This window comes from Paramagnetospirillum magnetotacticum MS-1, from assembly GCF_000829825.1.
In the GTDB taxonomy this organism is placed as follows: domain Bacteria; phylum Pseudomonadota; class Alphaproteobacteria; order Rhodospirillales; family Magnetospirillaceae; genus Phaeospirillum; species Phaeospirillum magnetotacticum.
In genome coordinates this window covers 7,501-29,918 of record NZ_JXSL01000030.1, presented here as the reverse complement: position 1 = coordinate 29,918, position 22,418 = coordinate 7,501, and the positions used below count along the sequence as shown (strand labels likewise).

Genomic DNA, 22,418 nt, shown 5'->3' with positions numbered 1-22,418 from the left:
AGGCTAGCACGGAGCCCATCTCAGCGCGAAACGATCAGGTGGGTGACAATGGGCAGTTCGGCGGCCAATTCCTCGGCCAGCAGGCGCGACCACGAACGGGTGTCGGTGAACGAGGCCCCAAGCGCCGCGTCGCACCGCATCTGCCAGTCCTCCATGGGAAACAGCGCCACCCATTCCACCTGATCATCGAAGAGAAAGACCGGGGCCAGCACCTCGCGGGTCATGCGCCACGGCGTGTCGGCATCCAGGCAGCGCCCACTGTTCTGCAATATAAGCCGTGGCTCCTCCGCGCCAAAGACCAGCACCGCATGGCGTCCATGTCCGCTCTCGCCGCAGATGGCGGCGGTGAACCGCCGAAAGATGGCTTCGGCCCCCGGATCGTCCAGGCGGATACGGAAAATCGCGGGCTTGGTCATGGGGTATGCTCCTTGAGGAAGCATCAGAGCATGGGGGAGGAGGCGGTCCCTTGATGGGGGTCAAGGGGCCGTCCCTTGCCCCCGGCCCCTTCGCTCTATAGGCTGGGGGGATGAATAAGCCGCCATCCAAGCCGAAGAAAATCGTCCCCATTCCGTCCAAGCAGGAAATCCTCGACTTCATCCGTGCCCAGCCGGGGCGGGTGGGCAAGCGGGAACTGGCGCGGGCCTTCAATCTGAGGGGCAGCGACAAGATCGACCTCAAGGCCATCTTGAAGGAGTTGGAGAAGGAAGGCGAAGTGGAGCGCGGCCAGAAGCGGCGCTTTGCCCGTCCCGGCGCCCTGCCCGATGTGGGCGTGGTGGAGATCATCGGCAGCGATGCCGACGGTGAATTGCTGGCCCGGCCCCTGAACTACGAGGGCGAGGGCCGTCCGCCGCGCATCTTCATGGCGCCTTTCCGTCCCGGCGAGGCGGCGGTAGGAATCGGCGACCGGGTGTTGGCCAAGCTGCGGCGGGTACGGGGCGAGGATGTCTACGAGGCCCGCGCCATCCGCATCGTCGGCGAGGCCCGCGCCCGCGTGCTGGGCGTGTTCGAGCCCAATCCCGACGGGTCGGGGCGTATCCGGCCCACAAGCCGCAAGGAAAAGGCCGAATACATGGTGCCCCGGGGCGAGACCGGCGACGCCAAGATGGGCGAGCTGGTCCTGGCCGATATCATGCCAGGAAGGCTTTACGGCCTGCGTCAGGCTTCGGTGAAGGAGCGCATGGGGATGCTGGGCGCGCCGCGCTCGGTCAGCTTGGTGGCCATCCATACCAACGATATTCCCTTTGAATTCCCGGAAGCCGCCCTGAAGCAGGCCGCCGCCGAGGGACCGGCGCCCATGGGCGAGCGCGGCGATCTGCGCAAGATTCCCCTGGTCACCATCGACGGCGAGGACGCGCGCGACTTCGACGACGCGGTGGCCGCCGAACCCGATACGGACCCCAAGAATCCTGGCGGCTGGCACTGTCTGGTGGCCATCGCCGACGTGTCTTGGTATGTGCGCCCCGGCGATGCCCTGGACAAGGAAGCGTTCAAGCGCGGCAACTCGGTCTATTTCCCCGACCGGGTGGTGCCCATGCTGCCCGAGGAACTGTCCAACGGCTGGTGTTCGCTCAAACCCGACGAGGACCGCCCCTGCATGGCGGTGGAGTTCTGGCTGGACGCGCTGGGCAACAAGCTGCGCCATCGTTTCGTGCGTGGAATGATGCGTTCCCAGGCGCGGCTGACCTATACCCAGGTTCAAGCCGCCAAGGACGGACAGCCCGACGACAAGACCGCGCCCCTGATGGCCCGTGTGATCGAGCCCCTTTACGGCGCCTGGGCGGCCTTGTTCCGCGAGCGTAAGGAACGCGGCGTCCTGGAACTGGACATCCCCGAGCGCAAGGTGGTCATCACGCCCGAGGGCAAGGTGGATTCCATCACCGAACGCGAACGCTTCGACAGCCATCGGCTGATCGAGGATTTCATGATCATGGCCAATGTCTGCGCCGCCGAGACCCTGGAAAAGGTCCACAAGCCCTGCATGTATCGCATCCACGATCTGCCCAGCCAGGAAAAGTTGGACGGGCTCCGGGAATTCCTGTCCTCCATGGATCTGAAGCTGGCCAAGGGGCAGGTGCTGCGCCCGGCCCATTTCAACCGCATCCTGGAGGCGGTGGAGGGCACCGCCAATTCCCATCTGGTCAGCGCGGTGATTCTGCGCTCGCAGGCCCAGGCCCAGTACAGCCCGGAGAATATCGGCCATTTCGGCCTGGGGCTGGCGCGTTATGCCCACTTCACCTCGCCCATCCGCCGCTATGCCGACCTGCTGGTCCATCGCGCCCTGATCGCGGGGCTGCATCTGGGCGAGGGCGGCTTGCCTGCGGATGCAGTCGCAGAGTTCGCCGAATGGGGCGAGCATATTTCGGTAACGGAACGGCGCGCCGCCACCGCCGAGCGCGAAGCGGTGGACCGCTATGTCACCGCCTTCCTGTCGGACAAGGTGGGCGCCACGTTCAGCGGCAAGGTGTCTGGGGTCACCCGCTTCGGCCTGTTCGTCACCCTGGACCAGACCGGGGCCGATGGGCTGGTGCCCATCTCGACGCTGCCCGAGGATTTCTACGTCCATGACGAGGTGCATCACTGCCTGGTGGGCAAGCGCACCCGCAAAACCTTCCAACTGGGCCAGAAGCTGGATGTGGAACTGGCCGAGGCCAATACGCTGACCGGCTCCATGGTCTTCCGCCTGGGCGGTGTCGAGGCAAGATCGGCCCGCGCGCCGCGTCCTGGTACCCGACCGTTCCGTCCCGGTGGGGGTGGTCCCGGCGGCGGCGCGCGGCGCAAGGGACGGTGACGTTGTTTTCAGTCGTCATCCCGGCCGAACATCGTGAGAGCCGGGATCCAGGAGCCGTTTCCCCCTGGATCCCGGATAACGCGTTGCGCTTCCGGGATGACGGAGGCTTCTTGCCGGGTTCGCTTCAAATCGGGGATCGGTGAAATTTCTGTACCCGCGGAACCGGCCTTGCGCATAATCGCCCCGATGATTCGATCCACGCCCATGGGAGCCGGGTTCGTCCTGGCCGTGTCTCTCCTCGCGCATCCCGCCTCGGCAGGCTGGGTGGCGGGCGAGGCCGAGCGCACCATCGCGTTCGGCTTCGACGCCATCGTCGAACGTCACCTTCAGCCGGTGACCGCCCAGACCATCGCGCTGGACGGGCTGCGCGGTCTGGCCGAGATCGATCCGCAGCTGGGCGTTACCCTGGACCAGGGCCGTCTGCGCCTGTCCACCACGGAACGGGTGGTCGCCGATTTTCCCGCCGCGCCGCCCGATGACACGGTGGGCTGGGCGCGCATCACCGTCAATGCGGCGCTGGAAGCATCCCAGGTCTCCGAGCGCCTGCGCGACGCCGATGCCGAGCGGTTGTATCAGGCGGTGTTCGAGGGCGCGTTGGGCAAGGCCGATCTGTTTTCCCGCTATGCCGGGGCCAAGGAAGCGCGCGAACACCGCTCCAACCGTTCGGGCTTTGGGGGTATCGGCATCAAATTCGATCTGATTGACGGCGAGGTCCGCATCGTCGAGGTGGTGGACGACGGCCCCGCCGCCAAACTGGGCCTGCGCTCGGGTGACGTCATTACCGCCATCGATGGCGAAGCGGTCAAGGGGCTGGACCGGGCCGACATTTCCAACCGGCTGCGGGGCGCCGTGGCCACCGAACTGGTCCTGTCCCTGCGGCGCGGCAGCCAGATGCTGCAATTCACCCTGCGCCGATCGCTGATCGTGCCCCAGACGGTGAGCTCTTCCGTGGCCGGCGGCATCGCCCATTTCAAGATCACCAGCTTCAACCAGCGCACCGCCTATAGCCTGGAAAACCAGTTGAAGGAAATTCGCGACCGGCTGGGCGCGGGGCTTCAAGGCGTGGTGCTGGACCTGCGCGGCAATCCTGGCGGATTGCTGGACAAGGCGGTGGCGGTGGTCGATCTCTTCGTGACCGAGGGCACCATCATCTCCACCAAGGGCCGCCACCCGGCCGCCGCCAATGCCTTCGAGGCCAAGCCCGGCGATATCGGCGAGGATCTGGCCCTGGTGGTGCTGGTGGACGGACGCTCGGCTTCGGCTGCCGAGATCGTCGCCTCCGCCCTTCAAGACGCCGGGCGCGCCGTGGTGGTCGGCACCAATTCCTACGGCAAGGGCACGGTCCAGACCGTGGTGCGCCTGCCCAATGACGGCGAAATCACCCTGACATGGTCGCGCTTTCATGCGCCGTCGGGCTATGCCCTGCACGGACTGGGCGTTCTGCCCGTCCTGTGCACCGGCGGCACGGGCCAGACCGCGGCCCAGATGGTCGAGGCCGCCGGACGCGGCCTCTTTCCCGGCAAGCCCACCGAGACCCTGGCGGTGTGGCGCGGCACCGGCATCGAGGATACGGAACTACGCCACCGCCTGCGCGATACCTGTCCTCCCGTCCGGCTGGGCGACAGCAAACTGGAGATGGAACTGGCCGACAGGCTGCTGTCCAACCGCGCCGCCTATGCCCGCGCCCTGGCCGCCTCGGCTCCCAGCCGGGGGCTGGAAGCCTTGCAGACCCGGCCGTCGCCGGAAACCGGGTCGCACTGACCCTTGGGGCGGGCATAAGGCGGGGCGGCGAGGCTCAGCCGATGGTATAGCCGCCGTCGACCACGATTTCCTGACCCCAGATATTCTTGGCGCCGTCCGAGCATAGGAAGACGGCAGTCGCGGCGATGTCGCCGGGCTCGCCAAAGGCTCCGGGCATCAGACGCGCGGTCACCTGGGTGGCCACAGCCTGCAGAACATCGGCGGGCAGGCCGATGCTGCCCCAGATGGGTGTGCCGATGGGGCCGGGGGCCACCGAGTTCACCCGGATGCCCTTGGGCGCCAGTTCGGCGGCCAGGGTCTGGGCGAACGACTTCAGCGCCGCCTTGCTGGCGCTGTAGACGGCCAGACCGGGGAAGCCCACCTGGGTCAGGAAGGTGGTGACGAACAGCACCGAACCGCCCTTGCGGATATGAGGCAGAAAGCCGCGAACCGTCTGTACCGCGCCGGTGAAGTTGACGCTGAACTGGTGATCGATGGCCGCCGCGTCGCTCTGCTCGAAGGGCACGACCTTGGCGATACCGGCATTGGGAACCACGATATCGACGCCGCCAAATCGTTTGACCGTCTCGGCCACCAGCCGTTCCAGATCGGCCGCGCTGGTCACGTCGCCGGTCACCACCAGCACGGAGTCTTCCCGGCCCTTGGCGATTTCAGCCAAGGCGGCGGTGTTGCGGGCGAAGATGGCGACCTTGGCGCCTTCGTCCAAAAAGCGCAGGGCGATGGACTGACCGATGCCGCTGCTGGCGCCGGTGATAATGGCAATCTTGCCGTCGAGGGGACGTGTCATTGCAGGTTTATCCTCATGGGGGGAAGGGAGCCCCAAAGGCGCATGGATCGCCCCTCCAGCACTTTGAGGCCGGTCAAGTCCCCCTCCCTCTCATTTTCGGGCGGGCCATTTGCACATTGTTCGCAATCGGGATAAGATTCGTTGCTGATCTGATTAAAGTCCGTTCGTATCGGGCTGCTATATATTGCGGTGCAATATTCTGGCTCGGAAAAGGGATGAAAAATGCGGATCTCCGATGTGCTTGGGCGTAAGGGGCACACGATCCATACAGTGGCGCCCAGCGCCTCGCTGCGTGAGGCGGCGTCCCTGTTGCTCGAAAAGAATATCGGGGCCCTGATCTGTTCCGACCGGGCCGGAGGGATCGTCGGCATCTTGTCCGAACGCGATATTTCCCGGTCTTTCGCGCGGCTCGGCGCGGATATCATCAGCATGTCGGTGAGTGATGCCATGACCCGCGACGTGATCGCCTGTTCGGCCGATGATGGCGTCGCGGAAATCCTCGAGATCATGACCGAGACACGTTGCCGTCACATTCCCGTGGTCGGGGATGGCGAACTCCTGGGCCTGGTCTCCATCGGCGATCTGGTCAAGGCCTTGAAGGAGGAGGGCTGAGCCCTTCCTCTACTTCTTCACCGCGATCAGGTCGGCGTCGCCCTTGTCCAGGGCCAGGCTGTGCTCCAGCGAGACGTAGTGGAAGCGCCGGGCCGTGTGACCGGCATGAATGGCAAAGCCAACCGTATAGGTCTTGCCCGTCTCGATGGATTTGTAGGGAGCCGGGGCCGAGAGCGGACGGCTGAGCGTCACGGTCCAGGCATCGCCGTTTGAGCTGGCCTCGGCGGTGACGGCCGAGGGCTTTGTCTCCATGCGCTTGTCGAAGATGGTGCCGCTGGCGGCCACGGCCGCCATGCCGGGCTTCAGGCGGGCCTGCCAGAATTCCATCACCTGACCCGAAGCCCGCATCTTCTCCAGTTCGGCCGCCGCCACCAGTTCGTCGCCCGCCCCCTGGCGGCTGGGCTTGGCGCGGCTGCGGTTCAGGTATTTGGTGCGTTCGCCCGTTCCACCGGCTGGCATCTTGGCCGCGTCCTCGTGGCAGGTGCCCCAGCAGCCTGCCTGGGTGGCCTCGGGCAAAGTGCCGTCGTCGAGCATCATGGTAACCTTGGTGGCGAAGTCCGGGTCCATCTTGGAATCGGGTTGGGCACCTTCCTTGAACTCCAGGCGGACCAACAGCCTGCCGTTCTCCTGGGCCACCCTGACGGTGGCGGGGATGAAGGCGGGCTTGCCCGCCATGGGGGCGGGTTCGTTCTTGGCTCCCGACACCAAGGTGGCGCCCATGTCCTTTTCCTCGCCCAGATGGCACTCCTTGCAGGCCTTGCCGTTCTTCACCTTGGGCGCTCCGCCGTGATCGCCCGACAGCACCCATTCCAATGAGGACTGGCCGGGATAGAACAGCACAACCTCCTTGGCCGGGACGTCGCTCCAATCCAGGGCGAAAGCCGGGGTGGAGGCAAGGACCATCAGGGCGGTAAGGGCGGTGCGGTTCATGGCGGTCTTCCTGGTTGAGAGACGAAGACCTAACCACAGGGCGACGCCCGGTGACTTGACCTTGCTCAATGCAAAGCAGGGGCGATCAACGTAACCAATCTAAAATCTGCATGTTTTGGAGGGCAGGCCATGAGGATCGGTTTGGGGGCGGCGCTGGTGGTGGGCGGCCTGGTGGCTTCCCTGGGAATCGCCAGTGCCCAGCAGGCCCCGATCATGATCAAGGGCGAGCCCTATGTGTACGACAAGGACAATGCCCAGGACGTCATGCGCATCTGCGCCGGTTGCCATGGCGAGTTGGGCAATGGCGGCGGCGGCGGCTCCTATCCCCGTCTGGGCGGTCTCAACGCCGATTATCTGGCCGAGCAGATGCGCAAGTTCAAAAGCCGCGAGCGTGAGAACATTCCCATGATTCCCTTCGCCGTGGACCGGGAATTGTCCGAGCGTGATGTGCTGGACGTCACCCGCTTTCTCTCCGAGGTCAAACTGGAGACCAAGCCGCCGGCCAATATGCCCGCCGATGGCTATGCCCGGCTGCAGATCATGAAGAAGGTGCTGCAGATCCCGCGCGAGCCGGGCGATGTGGAGGCGGGCAAGACCGTCTATGCCGCCGATTGCGGCCCCTGCCATGGCAACAAGGGCCAGGGCCGCCTGAAGAAACCAGCCATCGCGCCGCAGCACATCGCCTATCTCAAGACCCAGATGGACAATTTCCTGTCGGGCAAGCGCAAGCATGACGACCTGGAGGTCATGAAGGCCAAGACGCCCGAGGAGTGGAAGAACCTGTGGGCTTTCCTGTCCAGCCTTCAGGATTGACGCGAGCGGGCTTGCTTTCAGATGCTCCCCGGAATATCTGAAAGCTATGCCTACGCAAAAAACCACCGGCTATCTCGTCGGACAGATCCTGATCGCCATGCCGCAGATGGAAGACCCGCGCTTTGCACGGGCCATCGTCTATCTGTGCGCCCACAGCGCCGAAGGGGCCATGGGCATCGTCATCAACAAGCTGTTTGGCGGCCTGACCTTTTCGGAATTGCTGGAACAGCTGGAAATCCCCACCACCCCGGCCTGCGACGAGATCCGCGTCCATTTCGGCGGCCCGGTGGAAAGCGGACGCGGCTTCGTGCTGCATTCCTCCGATTACCTGCACGAGAACACCATGATCGTCGGCGGCGATGTGGCGCTGACCGCCACCGTGGATGTACTGCGCGCCATGGCCGACGGCACCGGCCCGCGCGAAAGCCTGCTGGCCCTCGGCTATGCCGGTTGGGGATCGGGGCAGCTGGATTCGGAAATCCGCGAGAATGCCTGGCTGACCGTGCCCGCCGATCCGGCCCTGCTGTTCGGGCGCGATCTCGAACACAAATACGAGCAGGCCATCCAAAAGCTGGGCATCGATGTGGGCCTGCTGTCGGCCGATGTCGGCCACGCCTGAGGTTCGAACAAGCTAAGCCCGGATCGATTCCCACCCCCTTCGCCGTCACCCCCGGACTTGATCCGGGGGGCAATGGATTGTCGGGTCAAGCCCACGGCCGTCGGGTTTAAATTTTCATGGGAGACCCGAATGGCAAAGCCAATGCGAGTTTCATCTGGTCATGGAACACGGATGGCCACGGATGCCGCTTTGCGGCCACGGATGATCGCCGATTATAAAAATCCCATATAGTCATCCTGGGGCCAAGGTCGGGGAGATGGCCGGAAACAAGATCATTTCCGTGTTTATCCGTGACATCCGTGTCTCATGACTACACGCCTGCCGCCTCAAATTAAACCGGACAGCCGTGGGTCAAGCCCGGCAATGACGATGATTGGAGACTGATCGCGGGTGGATTCTATCTGAACTCCGTCCGCTCTTCTCGGATGCCGGCCGGGTCCTCGTGGATGATCACGTCGAAGCCGGGGAATTCGGCCAGGATGGCCTTTTCCACCTCGTCCGAGATGCGGTGCGCCTCGACCAGCGACAGGTCGCCAGCCAGTTCCAGGTGAAGCTGGATGAAGCCCTGGCGGCCCGAGGTGCGGGTCTTGAGGTCGTGGTGGTCGCGCACCTGGGGATGGGTGGCCAGGATGGCGCGGATGCGCGCGCGGTCGCTTTCGGGTAGTTCCTTGTCCATCAGGGTGTCCAGCGACAACCGGGCGATCTGCCAGGCATTGATCATCAGCCAGCCGCCGATGCCGATGGCGAACAGCGGATCAGCCAGGGGCCAGCCGGTCCCCGCCGCCAGCAGCAATGAGACGATGACGCTGCCATTGATCAGAACATCGCCGGTGTAGTGCAGGGAATCGGCCGAGATGGCCATCGAGCCGGTGCGCCGGGTCACCATGCGCTGGAAGCTGACCAGAGCCAGGGTGGCGATGATGGAGAACACCATCACCGCGATGCCCCATTCGCCGTGGCTGACCGGCTGGGGATGGACCATGCGGCTGCCCGCCTCGGCCAGCAGAAAGCCGCCCGATCCCACCACGAAGGCCGCCTGCCCCAGTCCGGCCAGGGCCTCGGCCTTGCCGTGGCCGAAGCGGTGGTCGTCGTCGGCGGGGACCAGGGCCTGGCGCACCGCCACCAGATTCAGGGCGGAGGCCGCCAGATCCAAGGTGGAATCGATCAAGGTCGACAGCAGCGCCACCGAACCGGTGGCCAGCCAGGCGGCCAGCTTCACCGTGATCAGCAGGGCGGCGGTGGCGGTGGACGCATAGGTTGCCAGCCGCATCAGGCGGTCATGGTCGGTAGCCTGACTCATGGATAGAGATGCTCCAGACGCCAGCCGGTCTCGTCGCGCACATAGTCGAAACGGTCGTGCAGGCGGAAGGGCCGGTCGTGCCAGAACTCGATGCGCCGGGGGGAAAGGCGAAAGCCCGACCAATGGGGCGGACGCGGCACCTTGCCCAGGCCGAATTTGGCGGCGAACTCGCCCACCCGCTTTTCCAGTTCGAACCGCGAGCCCAGCGGACGCGACTGGATGGAGGCCCAGGCGCCGATCTGGCTGGCGCGGGCCCGGGTGGCGAAATAGGCATCGGCTTCCGCGTCCGGGACCTGGGTGATGGAGCCCTCGGCCCGGATCTGGCGCCTCAGGCTTTTCCAGTGCAGGCACAAGGCCGCATGGGGGTTGGCCGCCAATTCCTGGCCCTTGCGGCTTTCCAGATTGGTGAAGAAGACGAAGCCCGCCTCGTCGGCGCTTTTCAGCAGCACCATGCGCACGCTGGGCCTTCCCTCAGCATCGGCGGTGGCCAGGGCCATGGCATTGGGGTCGTTGGGCTCTGACCTATCGGCCTCTTCCATCCATTTGTGAAACAGAACCAGGGGATCGGCTTCGGGTGCGGACATTCTCTCACCGGCAGGTGTTGACGCGACGCCCTCAAAATGCCCAGATTCGGGGGGCATATGGTAGACGTTTTGCAGCATACCCCCTTTTCGGAAGACAGCCATGCCCACCCATGCTCCCAAGATCGTTTCCGCCCTCCTGGCCGTGTCGCTGTTGGGCGGCTGCGCCGATGCCAAGCTCGGCCAGACCGGCGGCGCCATTCTTGGCGGCATCGGCGGTGGCCTGCTGGGCTCGCAGTTCGGCGGCGGTATCGGTCGTGTGCTGATGACCTCGTTGGGTGCGGCGCTGGGCGCCTATGCCGGTTCGGAACTGGGCAAGAAGCTGGACAAGGCCGACAAGGAAGAGGTGCTGAAGGCCGAGGAAAAGGCCCAGGACGGACCCGTGGGTGAAACCGTCGCCTGGAATAATCCCCAGACGGGCAATTCCGGCACCGTCACTCCGGTCGCAGAGGGCAAGGATGCCCAGGGACGAACCTGCCGCGACTACCACTCCACCATCTTGGTCGACGGCAAGGAAGAGGCGGTCAACGGCACCGCCTGCAAACAGCCCGACGGTTCGTGGAGCGTGGTGAATTAACTCACGCTTCCTTAACCTGACTTCCGCCATCCTCACAGGTTGGCGATGCCGCCTTTTTTCATGGCAGCCGGGATGATGACGCGGTGAAGGATCCTTATCTGGTGCTGGGCGTGGCCCGCACCGCTTGCGACGACGAGATCAAGAAAGCTTACCGCGCCCTGGCGCGTGAGCTTCATCCCGACCTTAATCCCGGCGATACCAAGGCCGAGTCCCGCTTCAAGGATATCTCGGCCGCCTATGACTTCCTGTCCGATTCCACCAAGCGCGCCCAGTTCGACGCGGGCGAGATCGACGCCACCGGCAGCCCCAAGCGCCGCGCCTGGCGCACGCGCCCCGGCCCCGGTCCCGGTGCGGGCCCCGGTGCGGGCCCCGGTGCGGGCGGCCCCAGGGGCGGCTTTGGCGGCTTTGGCGAAAACGTCGACGACATCATGGCCGAGTTGTTCCGCCGCAAGCAGAAGGGCCAGGCCCATGCCAGGGCCAAGACGCGGGGCGGCGATGTACGTCACGCGCTGACCATCTCCTTCCTCGACGCCGCCGCGGGCGGGACCAAGCGGGTGACCTTGATGTCGGGGCGCACCCTCGAGGTGCGCATTCCTCCGGGCAGCACCGACGGCCAGACCCTGCGGCTGAAGGGCCAGGGCCACGGCGCCGAGGACGGGGCTATTCCCGGTGACGCTTTCATCGAATTGAAGGTTGAGGACCATCCCCACTTCAAGCGCCGGGACCTGGATGTGCTGCTGGATCTGCCGGTCTCGGTGCAAGAAGCGGTCCTGGGCGGCAAGGTGCCGGTGCCCACCATCGACGGCAAGGTCATGGTGACGGTGCCGCCCGGCTCCAATACCGGCGCGGTGCTGCGCCTCAAGGGCAAGGGCATCGCTGGCCCCCAAGGGACGCGGGGCGACCAGTTGGTGACCCTTTCGGTGGTGCTGCCCGAGGATGCCGAGTTCCGCCAACTGGTGGAAAAATGGGGGCCGCGCCACGGCTACGACCCCCGCGCCAAGGCGGGGCTGGGGTAAGCTCTACCTCCCCGCTTCCTCCTTCTTCTTCATATGCTTTTCCATGGCGGCGCATGGGTCCTGGCGGGCCGCGCGATTGGTGAACCACACCAGATCGAAGGGCGGCCTGCCATAGGCGGCGGGGTTGGACTTTGCCTCCTCCACCTCCACGAAGCCGATGGTCAGGATGGTGATGCCGGGCACCATGGCGCGCAGGCGGGCGGGCACGCCGCGATCATTGCGCACATGTCCGGCTCCGGCGATCAGCACCGCCGGTCCCGCTTCGGGGCGCGAGGCCTGATCGGCCAGCACCTCGGCCATGGCGGCGTCGCGGGCGCGCTGGACGCGGACCATGCCGGGCACCGCCTTGTCGGGCAGCATGCCGCAATGGCCCTGGCGGATATCGTCCGAAAGCGCCTTGTCCTCGGCGGCGCTCAAGGCTTGGTCCAGGCCGAAGCGCCCGTCCACCTCGGCGCCCTGCTCGCCTTTGGCGATGCGCCGGGTCAAGTCCTGGGGCAGGTTGGCGGCCTTGACCTCGCCCCTGGCCGCCAGAGCTGCCCCGATGATGGGGCGATACAGGTTCCAGTCGGGCCAGCCGCGCTTTTCCCATTCCAGGGCCGCGCCCAGGGTGGCGGGGTCAGAAAGATTCTGGTCGAGCAGAGCCTGGCGATCCATGTCCACCATCTCCAAGGCCAGCAGCGGGCGGCGACCGGCCTTGGCCAGTTCGCGCAGCATCCAGGCCTGAAGGGCGTGGTGGTCGGCATTGTCATGGGTCTCGCCCAGCAAGACGATACCGGCGCCCAGGGCGCCTTCCATCACGCCTTGGGGGCTGGACCACTTGCCCGTGGCGGGTGCCCAGACCCTGCCCACCAGCGGATGGTCGCCGGACAGGGTGGGCGGAGGCGGGGGCTCGGCCCAGGCGGGCAGGGCCCAAAACAGGGCGAGAGCGAGGAATCGAACGAGCGTTCGGCTCATCTGGTCAAGGCGGAGGGGTTGCGTTATGGTCATACCAAACCCTTCTAATAGAACACCAATGCTCGGGAGGCATCATGAAGAGGGTCGTTCTGGGGGCCGTGCTGGCCTCGATCCTGGCGTTGCCGGCTTTTGCCGCCGACCAGTTCCTCAACATTCTTACCGGTGGGACCAGCGGCGTCTACTACCCTATGGGTAATGCCCTGTCCTCCATCTTCGGCAAGGCGCTGCCGGGGGCGCGGGTCACCGTCCAGGCCACCAAGGCCTCGGTGGAAAACCTCAACCTGCTGCAGGCGGGCCGGGGCGAACTGGCCTTCACCCTGGGCGATTCCCTGACCCAGGCCTGGGAGGGCGTGGAAGAGGCGGGCTATAAGGCGCCCCTGAAAAAGCTGCGCACCATGGCCGCCATCTATCCCAATTACATCCAAATCGTCGCCACCGCCGATTCCGGCATCAAGACCCTGGCCGATCTTCGGGGCAAGCGGGTGAGCGTGGGCGCGCCCAAATCGGGAACCGAACTGAACGCGCGCGCCATCTTCAAGGCGGCGGGGCTTACCTATGCCGATATGAAGGTGCAATATCTGCCCTTCGGCGAATCGGTGGAGCTTTTGAAGAACAAGCAATTGGACGCCACCCTGCAGTCGGCCGGTCTGGGCGTCTCTTCCTTGCGCGATCTGGCCAGCGGCGACGATATCGTCATCGTCCCCATCTCCGCCGAGATCATCGCCAAGACCGGGGACCCGGCCTATATCGCCTCGGTGGTTCCCGCCAATACCTATCGCGGCCAGACAGTGGACGTGCCCACGGCCGCCGTGCGCAATTTCCTGGTCACCCATGACGGCGTTCCCGCCGATCTGGTCTACGGCATGACCAAGGCCATGTTCGCCAATATGCCCGATCTGCTGGCCGCCCATTCGGCGGCGCGCGAGATCTTGCCGGAAAATGCCGCCAAGTCGCCGATCCCGCTGCATCCGGGGGCGGAGAAGTATTACCGCGAGGCCGGGTTGTTGAAGTGATCGACGGTTAAGGGGGGCGGCCATGAGCCAGAACGAGGAAAAGGGTGTCGATCCGGCGGAGATCGACACCAAGGGCGAAGTTTTCGGCCATGGCGTCGATTCAACCGGGATCTTCTGGATCGCCATTGTCTTTTCCGCCTTCCAGATCGTCACGGCGGCCTATTCGCCGCTGTCATCCTTGCCGGTGCGATCCATCCATGTGGGCTTTTTGCTGCTGATGGTTTTCGCCCTATACGCCGCCATGGGCCGCGGCAATCCGGTCAAGGTGGCGACCTGCTGGGCGCTGGGGGGGCTGTCCTTCCTCCTGTCGCTTTATCACCTGGTCTATGAAGGCGACCTGGTTCAGCGCTCGGGCGATCCGTCCACCGCCGATCTGGTGGTGGGGACCATCATGGTGGCCCTGGTCTTCGAGGCGGCGCGCCGCCTGATGGGCTGGGCCCTGCCGATGCTCTGTCTGGTTTTCGTGGCCTATGCGGCCTTTGGCGAGATCCTGCCCGCGCCTTTGGGCCATCGCGGCTATGGCTATGACCAGATCGTCAACCAGTACTTCCTGGGGACCGAGGGCATCTTCGGCATCCCCTGCTATGTCTCGGCCACCTATATCTTCCTGTTCATCCTGTTCGGCAGCTTTCTCGAACAGGCGGGCATGATCCGTCTGTTCACCGATGTGGCGCTGGGCACGGTGGGCCACACCAAGGGCGGTCCCGCCAAGGTGGCGGTGGTGACCTCGGGCCTGATGGGCACCATCAACGGGTCGGGCATCGCCAATGTGGTGACCACCGGGCAGTTGACCATTCCGCTGATGAAGCGGTTCGGCTATCGCGCCGAATTCGCGGCCGCCGTGGAGGCCACCGCCAGCATGGGCGGCCAGATCATGCCGCCGGTCATGGGCGCCGTGGCCTTCATCATGGCCGAGACGCTGAACATCTCCTATGCCGAGGTGTGCAAGGCGGCGGCCATTCCCGCCCTTCTTTATTACGCTTCTGCGCTGTGGATGGTGCATCTGGAAGCGGGCATCGCCGGGCTGCACGGCATGCCCAAGGATCAGTGCCCCAGCGCCATCGGGGCCTTGAAGCGGCAGTGGTATCTGATGGTACCCCTGGCCGCCCTGGTCTATCTGCTGCTGGCCGGGTTCACGCCCATGTTTTCGGGCACGGTGGGGCTGGCGCTGACCGCCATTGTCATTCTGGGCTCTTCCATCGCCGCCAATATCGGCGGTATGGCGGGCCGGGTGGTGTTCTGGGGTGTGCTGGGCGTCGCCTCCTCGGCCTTTTTCAAACTGGGCATCAATGTGGTGGTGGGCATCGTCGTTGCCCTGATTGCCGTGAATTTCTTCGTGCGCGGCGGGCGCGAGACCATGAATATGACGGTGCGCGGCCTGGTGGAGGGAGCGCGCTCCGCCGTGCCGGTGGGTGTGGCCTGCACCCTGGTGGGCACCATTATCGGCACCATGACCCTGACCGGCATCGCCGGAACCTTTACCCAGGGATTGGTGTCCATGTCGGGGGGCTCGCTGTTCCTCACCCTGGTGCTGACCATGATCGCCTCGCTGATTCTCGGCATGGGCATTCCCACCATTCCCACCTACATCATCACCTCGTCCCTGGTGGCGCCCATGCTGTTCAAGATGGGCGTGCCGCTGATCGTCTCGCACATGTATGTGTTCTATTTCGGCATCCTGGCCGATCTCACCCCGCCGGTGGGGTTGGCGGCCTTCGCCGCCGCCTCCATCGCGCGGGCCAAGTTCGCCGTCACCGGAATCTGGGCGGTGCGAGTCGCCATGGCGGGCTTCGTGGTGCCCTTCATGGCGGTCTATGATCCGTCGCTGATGATGGTCAGCGGCTCGCTGCTCGATACCGCCTATGTGGTGGGCAAGTGCCTGCTGGCCATCGGGCTGTGGGGGGCGGCGACCATCGGCTATCTGTGGATGCCCATGCGGCTTTGGGAGCGGGGGCTGGCGGTCGCGGCGGCCTTCTTGCTGGTGGCGGCCATTCCCTGGACCGATCAGGCGGGCTTTGCCCTGTCGGCGCTGTTCCTGGGCTGGCACTGGCTGCAGGCGCGCAAGGCGGTTTCTGCTTGAGCGGATTGTGCATGGTCGTGGCCGCCGGGCTGGCGGTGGTGACGCCATCGGATCACTTCACCCTGGCCTGGATCCATTCGGTGGAGAAGGCGGAATGGCGCGAGGACTGGCGGGTCGAGTCCGGCCGCCTGATCCTGCATCAAGCCTCGGCCATGGGCAGCGGCGCGGGTATGGAGCCCCCGCCCGAAGCCGTTCTCAAGGGCGGGCGTTGGGTGTGGCATCCCAACATCGTGATGGAAGAAATCGTCCTGGCCCGTTCGGACTTCACCGCTGATTGGCGGTTATGTGTCGATACAGTTTGCCGGGACCTGAGGAAAGACGACGGGCAGACCCGGCTGCGGGCCTGCCTCTGATCTTTTTGGGATCAGTTCCTGAACCCGAACTTGATGGCTTCTCTGTAGAAGGATTCGATCAGGTCCTTGCCGACCCGGTTTTCCATATCCCGGTGCACGGGAAGCAGAGTCTTGCGCCAGACCTCCAGCTCGGCGGGGGTGGGGTCGTGGAACTCGGTCTTGCCCGAAGCCTTCATGGCTTTTAGCGCGTCATCGTTTTCGGCCTGGGCGATGGCGTTGGCATAGACCGTGGCCTCGCTCATGGCGCCTTCCAAGATGGCGCGGATGTCGGAGGGTAGGCTGTCCCAGAACTTCTTGTTCACGATGACCGCATAGCCGAGATAGCCGTGATTGGTGAGCGTCGCGTGTTTTTGCACCTCGTGCATCTTCTGGGTGTACATGTTGCTGGGCGGGTTTTCGGTGCCATTGACCACGCCGGTCAGCAGCGCCTGATAGACTTCCGAGAAGGCGATGGGCTGGGGCTGGGCGTTCAGCGCCCGCATTTCAGCGTCCAGCACCTTGGAGGACTGGATGCGCATCTTGAGGCCCTTGAGGTCGGCTGGCGAGATGAGGGGCTTGTTGGCGCTTAGAATCTTGAAACCGTTGTCCCAATAGGCCAGGCCGATAATGCCCTTAGTCTCCAGTTTTTTCAGCAGGCTGGCGCCGACGGGGCCGCCGGTGACGGCGCGCAGAACGTCCTTGCTGGGAAAGATATAGGGCAGGTCGAAGACTTCGAATTCCTTGATCCCCAGCGGGCCGAACTTGGCCAGGGACGGCGCCAGCATCTGGGCGGCGCCCAATTGTAGGGCCTCCAGCTCTTCCTTGTCCTTGTAGAGCATGCTGTTGGGAAAGACTTCGACCTTGACGCGGCCCTTGGTCCGCTCCTCGGCCAGTTTCTTGAAGTATTCGGCGGCCTTGCCCTTTGGGGTGTCCGGGGCGACCACGTGGCTGAACTTGATGACGATGGGCTGAGCCTGCTGGGCCATGGCGCCGCAAGACAGCACGCAGACGGCAACGATCCCCGCCACGAGGGTTCCGAACTTCATGTAATGTCCTCCCGAGACGCCTCTTAAGCCGGGGCCGTCACACACTACTATAGGAATCGGGCCGGACCTCGGCCATTGTGGTGTTCCACACGGGAAAGGACCCCATGACAGGACCCAAAGCCCTCCGAGACCGCCGTGCCATTCAGGTCATGCCCGTGGTGGCCATGGGCCTGGTGGTCATGCTGTTGGGCGTTTTGCTGTGGCTTTTACACCGCAGCGAGGTGGAGGAGGAAAAGCGGGTTCTGATCCAGGATATTCTTTGGGTCGAGCAGAATCTTTACTTCCATTTGTCGTCAGGCATAGAGCGGCTCGAGCAATTGGCCGAACTGGCGGGACGGGAAGGGGCCACGGCGCCGGAATTCGCCCTGCAGGGCAAGGCGCTGGTTTCCGCGGCGCCGGAGATCGAGCGGCTGATCATTCGCGATTCCAAGGGCGGCGTGGTTCAATCCATGCCGCCCGCGGAATCGGGAGCCGCGCTGGGCGACGATCCCCAGTGGTCGAACAGCTTCACCCTGGCCCGGTCCTCGGGGCGCCCGGTCTTCGGTCCGCCCTTCACCGTGGAGGCCAAGGGCGCGCGTTTCGAGGCGCAGGTTCCTTTCTTCCGGGGCGGCCAATTCGCGGGAACCGTGACCGGCGTTTTTCCCTGGATGGAATGTTGGCCCATCATGTGCCGTGGTGGTTCGCCCAGGCCTATCGGCTGGAGATTCAAGACGGCAACGGCGTGCTGCTGGCCGCCAAGTCTCAATTGTCCCCCGCCGAACCGGGCGCCAGCTACACACTGCGCTTCGAGCCGCCCGGTCACGGTCTGGAACTGGTGGCCATCTCCTACCACAACGACCCGAAATTGTTGCGCAATGTTCTGGCGGCGGCGATTTTCATCCTTTCGCTATTATCGGTGTCCAGCCTGTGGGCGTTGCGCCGCCATGTCCGCCGCCGTCTGGCGGCCGAGCAGGCGCTTCGCACCGAGCATTCCTTCAGGAAAGCCATGGAGGATTCGCTGACCGTCGGCATGCGGGCCCGCGATCTGGAGGGGCGGATCAGCTATGTCAATCCGGCCTTTTGCCACATGGTGGGCTGGACCGCCGATGAACTGGTCGGCACGGTGCCGCCCATGCTCTATTGGGTGCCCGAGGATCTCGAGCACACTTACGAGCTGCACCGGGCGGTGATGCGGGGCGAGGCGCCCGCGGAAGGCTTCGAACTGGTTTTCCGGCGCAAGAACGGAGAACGCTTCAGCGCCCTGATCTACGAGGCGCCGCTGATCGATTCCGAGGGGCGCCACACCGGCTGGATGGCCTCGGTCCTCGACATCACCGAGCGCAAGCGGGCCGAGGATCTGTCGCGCCAGCATCAAGAAAAGCTGCAGCACACGGCGCGGCTGATCACCATGGGCGAGATGGCCTCGACCCTGGCGCACGAGTTGAACCAGCCGCTTTCCGCCATCGCCTCCTATGCCACCGGCTGCCTGAACCGCATCGCCGCCGGCGATGCCAGGGCCGAGGAGATGGTGTCGCCGCTGACCAAGCTGGGGGCGCAGGCGCAAAGGGCGGGACAGATCATCCGCCGCATTCACGATTTCGTTCGCAAGAGCGAGCCCCTGGTCCGGCCCTGCCTGCTGGACGAAATCATCGAAGGCGTGGTGGGCTTTCAGGAGCCCGAGGCCCGCAAGCGCGGCATCCGCATCGATCTGACCTTCGCCCTGGAACCGGGAATGGCCCGCCCCCGCGTCGAGGCCGACCATGTTCTGATCGAACAGGTCATCCTCAATCTGGTGCGCAACGCCATGGAAGCCATGGGTCAGACTCCCCGGCCGCAGCGTGTGCTGAGCATCTCGTTGCAAAGCGGGGATGGTCAGGCGACAATCCGCGTCGCCGACCGGGGCTCGGGCATTTCCGCCGAGGTCGCCGCCAATCTGTTCAGTCCGTTCTTCACCACCAAGGAGACTGGGATGGGAATGGGCCTGAATATCTGCCGCTCCATCGTCGAGGCTCATCGCGGTCATCTGTGGTTCGAACCCAATCCGGCTGGCGGCAGCATCTTTCTGTTCACCTTGCCGGAGATGGCCCGATGACCAAGGGGGTGGTCTTTATCGTCGATGATGACGAGGCGATTCGGGATGCGCTGGGCTGGCTGTTCCAGTCGCGCGGCGTCAGTGCCCAGTGCTTCGCCTCGGCCGAGGATTTTCTCGGGGCCTGGACGCCGTCGAGCAGCGGCTGTCTGGTACTCGACATCCGCATGGAGGGGATGACCGGGTTGGAACTGTTCGACCGCCTGTGCGAAATGGGCGCCCGGCTGCCGGTTATTTTCCTGACCGGCCATGGCGACGTTCCCATGGCGGTGTCGGCCTTGAAGAAGGGAGCCCGCGACTTCGTCGAGAAGCCCTTCAACGACAACGAACTGGTCGATAAGGTGATCGAGGCCCTGGCCTGGGAAGCCGAACGGCAGGCTTCGGCCCATGCCGCCGCCTCCCTGGCCCAGCGTCTGGAGAGCCTGACACTCCGGGAGCGTCAGGTGATGGACAAGGTGCTGGCGGGCAAGCTGAACAAGGTCATCGCCGATGATCTGGGCATCACCATGCGCACCGTCGAGGTTCACCGCGCCCATCTTTTCGAGAAGATGGGGGTGAAAACTGCGGTGGAGCTGGCGCAGCTTCTCTCGCAGCGGCGGTAATCGCCGTACGGGTTTACAAGTGCCTTGCCGTGGTTCATCTTCTTGTGCGGGTGCCTGGGTGCCCAACCCATTGATGGAATTGCCTTTAAAAGGACAGGTCGGTCATGACGGCGCCTCAAGAAATTCATGTGGTGGATGATGATCCCGCGGTGCGGGATTCCCTGCGCATGCTGCTGGAGGCCGAGGGCCATGCCGTTCGGGTCTATGCCGATGCCGAGACCTTCATCGCCGAAGGATTGACGGGGGGCGGGCCGGGCTGTGTGGTGTCCGATGTGCGCATGCCCGGTTTGAGCGGTATTGATCTGCTGCATGTCCTGCAGGACCGCGATATCGATATGCCGCTGATCGTCATCACCGGCCATGCCGATGTCAGCATGGCGGTCCAGGCCCTCAAGGAAGGAGCCTCGGATTTCATCGAAAAGCCGTTCGACGAGGCGGTCTTCATGGCGGCGGTAAACAAGGCCCTGGCCCGCAGTGAACGCGCCTGGGTCGAGCGCCGCCGCCTCGACGGCACCCTGGCGCGGGCCAACTCGCTGACCCCGCGCGAATACGAAGTGATGGTGCTGGTGGCCCAGGGCCTGTCCAACAAGGCCGCCGCCCAGGAATTGGGGATCAGCGTGCGGACCGTGGAAATCCATCGCGCCCGCGTCATGGAGAAGATGGCCGCCGACAGTCTGTCGGCCCTGGTCCGCATGGTGCTGGAACTGGAGGAATCGGGGCGTCTGGTCCACGACGAGGACGCAGACGAGGCCTGATCGCGCCGAAGTCCCGGCTTATACCAGGCTGGGCTGATCGAAACCGATCATCGCAGCGCCCTCATGCGGCGGGCGGACGCCTTTCGCGTCCTTGCCTCCCGCGCGTCTATCCAACCAGCGATGGGTCTCACTTGCCGCAGGTTGGTATTATAGAATTAAAAGGGGCGCCGGTTTTCACCGGCGCCCCTTCTTTTGACCAGAAAGCGGAGACGCGACACTGTGCGGTCGCATCTCCCTGCCAAGGAGGGTGGGGATGGGCGGGAAGGCCCCCCAGGGCAGTATCTCCGGTTCTGGCCTTCGGAGACTTTCGCCTCTGTCCAGCTCACGAGAAAGACTATAACAAAGTATTCGCAAGGATAAAACAGGAAAATCACCCGCTCAATTTGATGAAATAGTTAGATCAACTTCAAGTATATTTAAAATTACATTTGGCTAAAATTTTATGCAAATTGGGTGAATCGTGTGTTTTCGCCGCATTGCGGTGGCCGCGCCGGGATATCAATTCTTCCGAGCGTCTTTTCCGAGGCGCGCATCTACGAATCACCTGTTATCTGCTCATAGGTACAAAGTCCTCTATTGCCATGGAGGGGGGGCGGGGGCACCATGGCTGTCCCAACATGAAAGGGGTCCCTCCATGATTCGCGCCCTCGCTGCGATGATTATTGTCCTGCTGGGTGTTTCGGCCGGGGCGGTCGCCGGGTCGGTGACCTTTGGGGCGTCCAGGCTGGATGTGGTGACCGAGGGGGGCGCGCACCATGCCTTCAACGTCGAGATGGCCGTCACATCCGAACAACTGTCCCAGGGTTTGATGTTTCGCCGCGACCTGCCCGCCGGTACCGGGATGCTGTTCGATTTCGGCTCGCCCCGCCAGGTGTCCATGTGGATGAAGAACACGCTGATCCCTCTGGACATGCTGTTCATGGACCGCACCGGGCGGGTGATTCATCTGGAGCAATACACCGTTCCCGGCAGCCTCGAACCCCGTGGGCCGTCCGAACCGGTCCTGGGCGTATTGGAGATCCCCGCCGGGACGGTGCGGCGCCTGGGGCTGAAGACCGGCGACCGGGTCGTTCATCCCATGTTCGAACGGGGACGCTGAGCCGCCTTGCCATCCGCGTTCAAACCCCTTACAACGCGGCCATCGGGGTGTAGCTCAGCCTGGTAGAGCGCCAGCTTTGGGAGCTGGATGTCGTAGGTTCGAATCCTATCGCCCCGACCACTTCCTGCATGTGACGGTATTGTCGGACCTGGCGCGGTGTCGTGCTTGCCGTCTGGGCAGGTCCTGCCTGGAAAATGGGCTGCCGCGCCGTTGGATGCCGGAAAAACCTGGACATATCCCTGGCCCGGTCCTTGCGATGGCTAAAACCTCCGACGCCAAGCAATGGGGGAAATGCGTGAGCTATTGTCTGGGGATGCGGCTGAAGGCCGGTCTGGTGTTCGTCTCGGATTCGCGCACCAATGCCGGGGTGGACAGTGTGGCCACCTTCAAGAAGTCCTTCGTGTTCGATGGGGCCGAGGACCGGGTCATCGTCATTCTCGCCGCCGGTAATCTGGCCATCACCCAATCGGTGATCAGCCTGCTGGAGGAGCGTCTTCACGGTCCCGACCGTTCGCGCTCGCTCTATGGCGTCAAGTCCATGTACGAGGTGGCCCGTCTGGTGGGCGACACGTTGCGCGAAGTGCATTCCATCGATGGGGCCCATCTCAAGTCCCACGGCACCGATTTCGTCGCCTCGCTCATCGTCGGCGGGCAGATCCAGGGACGGCGCATGCGCCTGTTCAGC

The 22,418-nt window shown here is 64.4% G+C and carries 24 protein-coding genes and 1 tRNA gene (1 of these 25 running past the window's edge); 16 read left to right on the top strand and 9 right to left on the bottom strand.

The window, feature by feature from the left end; translation table 11 throughout:
- Positions 1-20 precede the first annotated feature (20 nt).
- A complete protein-coding gene (locus tag CCC_RS12775; RefSeq protein WP_009870712.1) occupies positions 21-416 on the bottom strand; it encodes a hypothetical protein in 396 nt (131 codons plus the stop codon).
- A 110-nt stretch (positions 417-526) separates the two neighbouring features.
- Between CCC_RS12775 and rnr the strand changes: the two genes are divergently transcribed.
- Positions 527-2,788, top strand: a complete 2,262-nt coding sequence (gene rnr / locus CCC_RS12770) for a ribonuclease R (RefSeq protein ID WP_009870711.1) — start codon at positions 527-529, stop codon at positions 2,786-2,788.
- Between the two features lie 186 nt (positions 2,789-2,974).
- The gene (locus CCC_RS12760; RefSeq protein WP_236686377.1) at positions 2,975-4,549 is read left to right on the top strand and encodes a S41 family peptidase; all 1,575 of its coding nucleotides are present in this window, start codon (positions 2,975-2,977) and stop codon (positions 4,547-4,549) included.
- A 34-nt stretch (positions 4,550-4,583) separates the two neighbouring features.
- Here the strand turns inward: CCC_RS12760 and CCC_RS12755 are convergent, their stop codons facing one another.
- Complete coding sequence (locus CCC_RS12755) at positions 4,584-5,336, bottom strand: SDR family NAD(P)-dependent oxidoreductase (protein WP_009870709.1); 753 nt, start codon at positions 5,334-5,336, stop codon at positions 4,584-4,586.
- A 222-nt stretch (positions 5,337-5,558) separates the two neighbouring features.
- Here CCC_RS12755 and CCC_RS12750 point away from each other — a divergent pair, with 222 nt between their 5' ends.
- A complete protein-coding gene (locus CCC_RS12750; protein WP_041041776.1) occupies positions 5,559-5,948 on the top strand; it encodes a CBS domain-containing protein in 390 nt (129 codons plus the stop codon).
- 9 nt (positions 5,949-5,957) lie between these two features.
- On the opposite strand, the gene CCC_RS12745 is transcribed toward CCC_RS12750, so the two are convergent.
- Positions 5,958-6,878: an ethylbenzene dehydrogenase-related protein gene (locus CCC_RS12745; RefSeq protein ID WP_009870707.1), complete on the bottom strand. Its 921-nt coding sequence runs from the start codon at positions 6,876-6,878 to the stop codon at positions 5,958-5,960.
- A 129-nt stretch (positions 6,879-7,007) separates the two neighbouring features.
- On the opposite strand from CCC_RS12745, the gene CCC_RS12740 reads away from it, so the two are divergent.
- Both CCC_RS12740 and CCC_RS12735 read left to right on the top strand, forming a co-directional pair.
- Positions 7,008-7,691, top strand: a complete 684-nt coding sequence (locus tag CCC_RS12740; protein ID WP_041041774.1) for a c-type cytochrome — start codon at positions 7,008-7,010, stop codon at positions 7,689-7,691.
- A 46-nt stretch (positions 7,692-7,737) separates the two neighbouring features.
- Entirely contained in the window at positions 7,738-8,310 is a 573-nt protein-coding gene (locus tag CCC_RS12735) for a YqgE/AlgH family protein (RefSeq protein ID WP_009870705.1), read from the top strand.
- 397 nt (positions 8,311-8,707) lie between these two features.
- Here the strand turns inward: CCC_RS12735 and CCC_RS12730 are convergent, their stop codons facing one another.
- Positions 8,708-9,610 (bottom strand): cation diffusion facilitator family transporter, encoded by a 903-nt coding sequence (locus tag CCC_RS12730; protein ID WP_009870704.1) that lies wholly within the window; start codon positions 9,608-9,610, stop codon positions 8,708-8,710.
- The gene (gene pdxH, locus CCC_RS12725; RefSeq protein ID WP_009870703.1) at positions 9,607-10,194 is read right to left on the bottom strand and encodes a pyridoxamine 5'-phosphate oxidase; all 588 of its coding nucleotides are present in this window, start codon (positions 10,192-10,194) and stop codon (positions 9,607-9,609) included. The genes CCC_RS12730 and pdxH overlap by 4 nt, the downstream gene beginning before the upstream one ends.
- Before the next feature lie 100 nt (positions 10,195-10,294).
- On the opposite strand from pdxH, the gene CCC_RS12720 reads away from it, so the two are divergent.
- Positions 10,295-10,768, top strand: coding sequence for an RT0821/Lpp0805 family surface protein (locus CCC_RS12720; RefSeq protein WP_009870702.1), 474 nt, complete (start codon positions 10,295-10,297; stop codon positions 10,766-10,768).
- A gap of 83 nt (positions 10,769-10,851) precedes the next feature.
- Positions 10,852-11,784 carry a DnaJ C-terminal domain-containing protein gene (locus CCC_RS12715; RefSeq protein WP_009870701.1) on the top strand — a complete coding sequence of 311 codons (933 nt, stop codon included), beginning with the start codon at positions 10,852-10,854 and terminating at the stop codon, positions 11,782-11,784.
- A 3-nt stretch (positions 11,785-11,787) separates the two neighbouring features.
- Here CCC_RS12715 and CCC_RS12710 read toward each other — a convergent pair whose 3' ends face one another.
- Positions 11,788-12,738: a ChaN family lipoprotein gene (locus CCC_RS12710; RefSeq protein ID WP_009870700.1), complete on the bottom strand. Its 951-nt coding sequence runs from the start codon at positions 12,736-12,738 to the stop codon at positions 11,788-11,790.
- 74 nt (positions 12,739-12,812) lie between these two features.
- Here CCC_RS12710 and CCC_RS12705 point away from each other — a divergent pair, with 74 nt between their 5' ends.
- From CCC_RS12705 to CCC_RS12695, 3 genes are read left to right on the top strand one after another with little or no spacing between them, the layout of a single operon-like run.
- Positions 12,813-13,751, top strand: a complete 939-nt coding sequence (locus CCC_RS12705; RefSeq protein ID WP_009870699.1) for a TAXI family TRAP transporter solute-binding subunit — start codon at positions 12,813-12,815, stop codon at positions 13,749-13,751.
- Positions 13,752-13,773: 22 nt separating this feature from the next.
- Positions 13,774-15,831, top strand: a complete 2,058-nt coding sequence (locus CCC_RS12700; RefSeq protein WP_009870698.1) for a TRAP transporter permease — start codon at positions 13,774-13,776, stop codon at positions 15,829-15,831.
- Positions 15,828-16,184, top strand: a complete 357-nt coding sequence (locus tag CCC_RS12695) for a DUF1850 domain-containing protein (protein WP_082036611.1) — start codon at positions 15,828-15,830, stop codon at positions 16,182-16,184. Before CCC_RS12700 ends, CCC_RS12695 begins: the two co-directional genes overlap by 4 nt.
- 11 nt (positions 16,185-16,195) lie before the next feature.
- Here the strand turns inward: CCC_RS12695 and CCC_RS12690 are convergent, their stop codons facing one another.
- From CCC_RS12690 to CCC_RS22950, 3 genes are all read right to left on the bottom strand, one after another.
- On the bottom strand, positions 16,196-17,209 hold the full coding sequence (locus CCC_RS12690; protein WP_009870696.1) for a TRAP transporter substrate-binding protein: 1,014 nt from the start codon (positions 17,207-17,209) through the stop codon (positions 16,196-16,198).
- A gap of 293 nt (positions 17,210-17,502) precedes the next feature.
- A complete protein-coding gene (locus tag CCC_RS22810) occupies positions 17,503-17,655 on the bottom strand; it encodes a hypothetical protein (RefSeq protein WP_236686376.1) in 153 nt (50 codons plus the stop codon).
- A complete protein-coding gene (locus tag CCC_RS22950) occupies positions 17,652-17,777 on the bottom strand; it encodes a hypothetical protein (protein ID WP_269078883.1) in 126 nt (41 codons plus the stop codon). The genes CCC_RS22810 and CCC_RS22950 overlap by 4 nt, the downstream gene beginning before the upstream one ends.
- Positions 17,778-17,861: 84 nt before the next feature.
- On the opposite strand from CCC_RS22950, the gene CCC_RS12685 reads away from it, so the two are divergent.
- From CCC_RS12685 to CCC_RS12660, 6 genes are all read left to right on the top strand, one after another.
- On the top strand, positions 17,862-19,280 hold the full coding sequence (locus CCC_RS12685; RefSeq protein WP_236686375.1) for a sensor histidine kinase: 1,419 nt from the start codon (positions 17,862-17,864) through the stop codon (positions 19,278-19,280).
- Positions 19,277-19,879: a response regulator transcription factor gene (locus CCC_RS12680; protein WP_041041768.1), complete on the top strand. Its 603-nt coding sequence runs from the start codon at positions 19,277-19,279 to the stop codon at positions 19,877-19,879. Before CCC_RS12685 ends, CCC_RS12680 begins: the two co-directional genes overlap by 4 nt.
- A 104-nt stretch (positions 19,880-19,983) precedes the next feature.
- The gene (locus tag CCC_RS12675; RefSeq protein ID WP_041041766.1) at positions 19,984-20,634 is read left to right on the top strand and encodes a response regulator transcription factor; all 651 of its coding nucleotides are present in this window, start codon (positions 19,984-19,986) and stop codon (positions 20,632-20,634) included.
- Between the two features lie 634 nt (positions 20,635-21,268).
- Positions 21,269-21,733, top strand: a complete 465-nt coding sequence (locus CCC_RS12670) for a DUF192 domain-containing protein (RefSeq protein WP_009870692.1) — start codon at positions 21,269-21,271, stop codon at positions 21,731-21,733.
- A 43-nt stretch (positions 21,734-21,776) separates the two neighbouring features.
- Positions 21,777-21,853, top strand: a tRNA-Pro gene (locus CCC_RS12665).
- Between the two features lie 175 nt (positions 21,854-22,028).
- Positions 22,029-22,418, top strand: partial view of a proteasome-type protease gene (locus tag CCC_RS12660; RefSeq protein ID WP_041041764.1) — the 5' portion only. Its footprint extends 348 nt past the window's final position; the window shows 390 of its 738 coding nt (coding positions 1-390); it begins with the start codon at positions 22,029-22,031; the stop codon falls past the right edge of the window.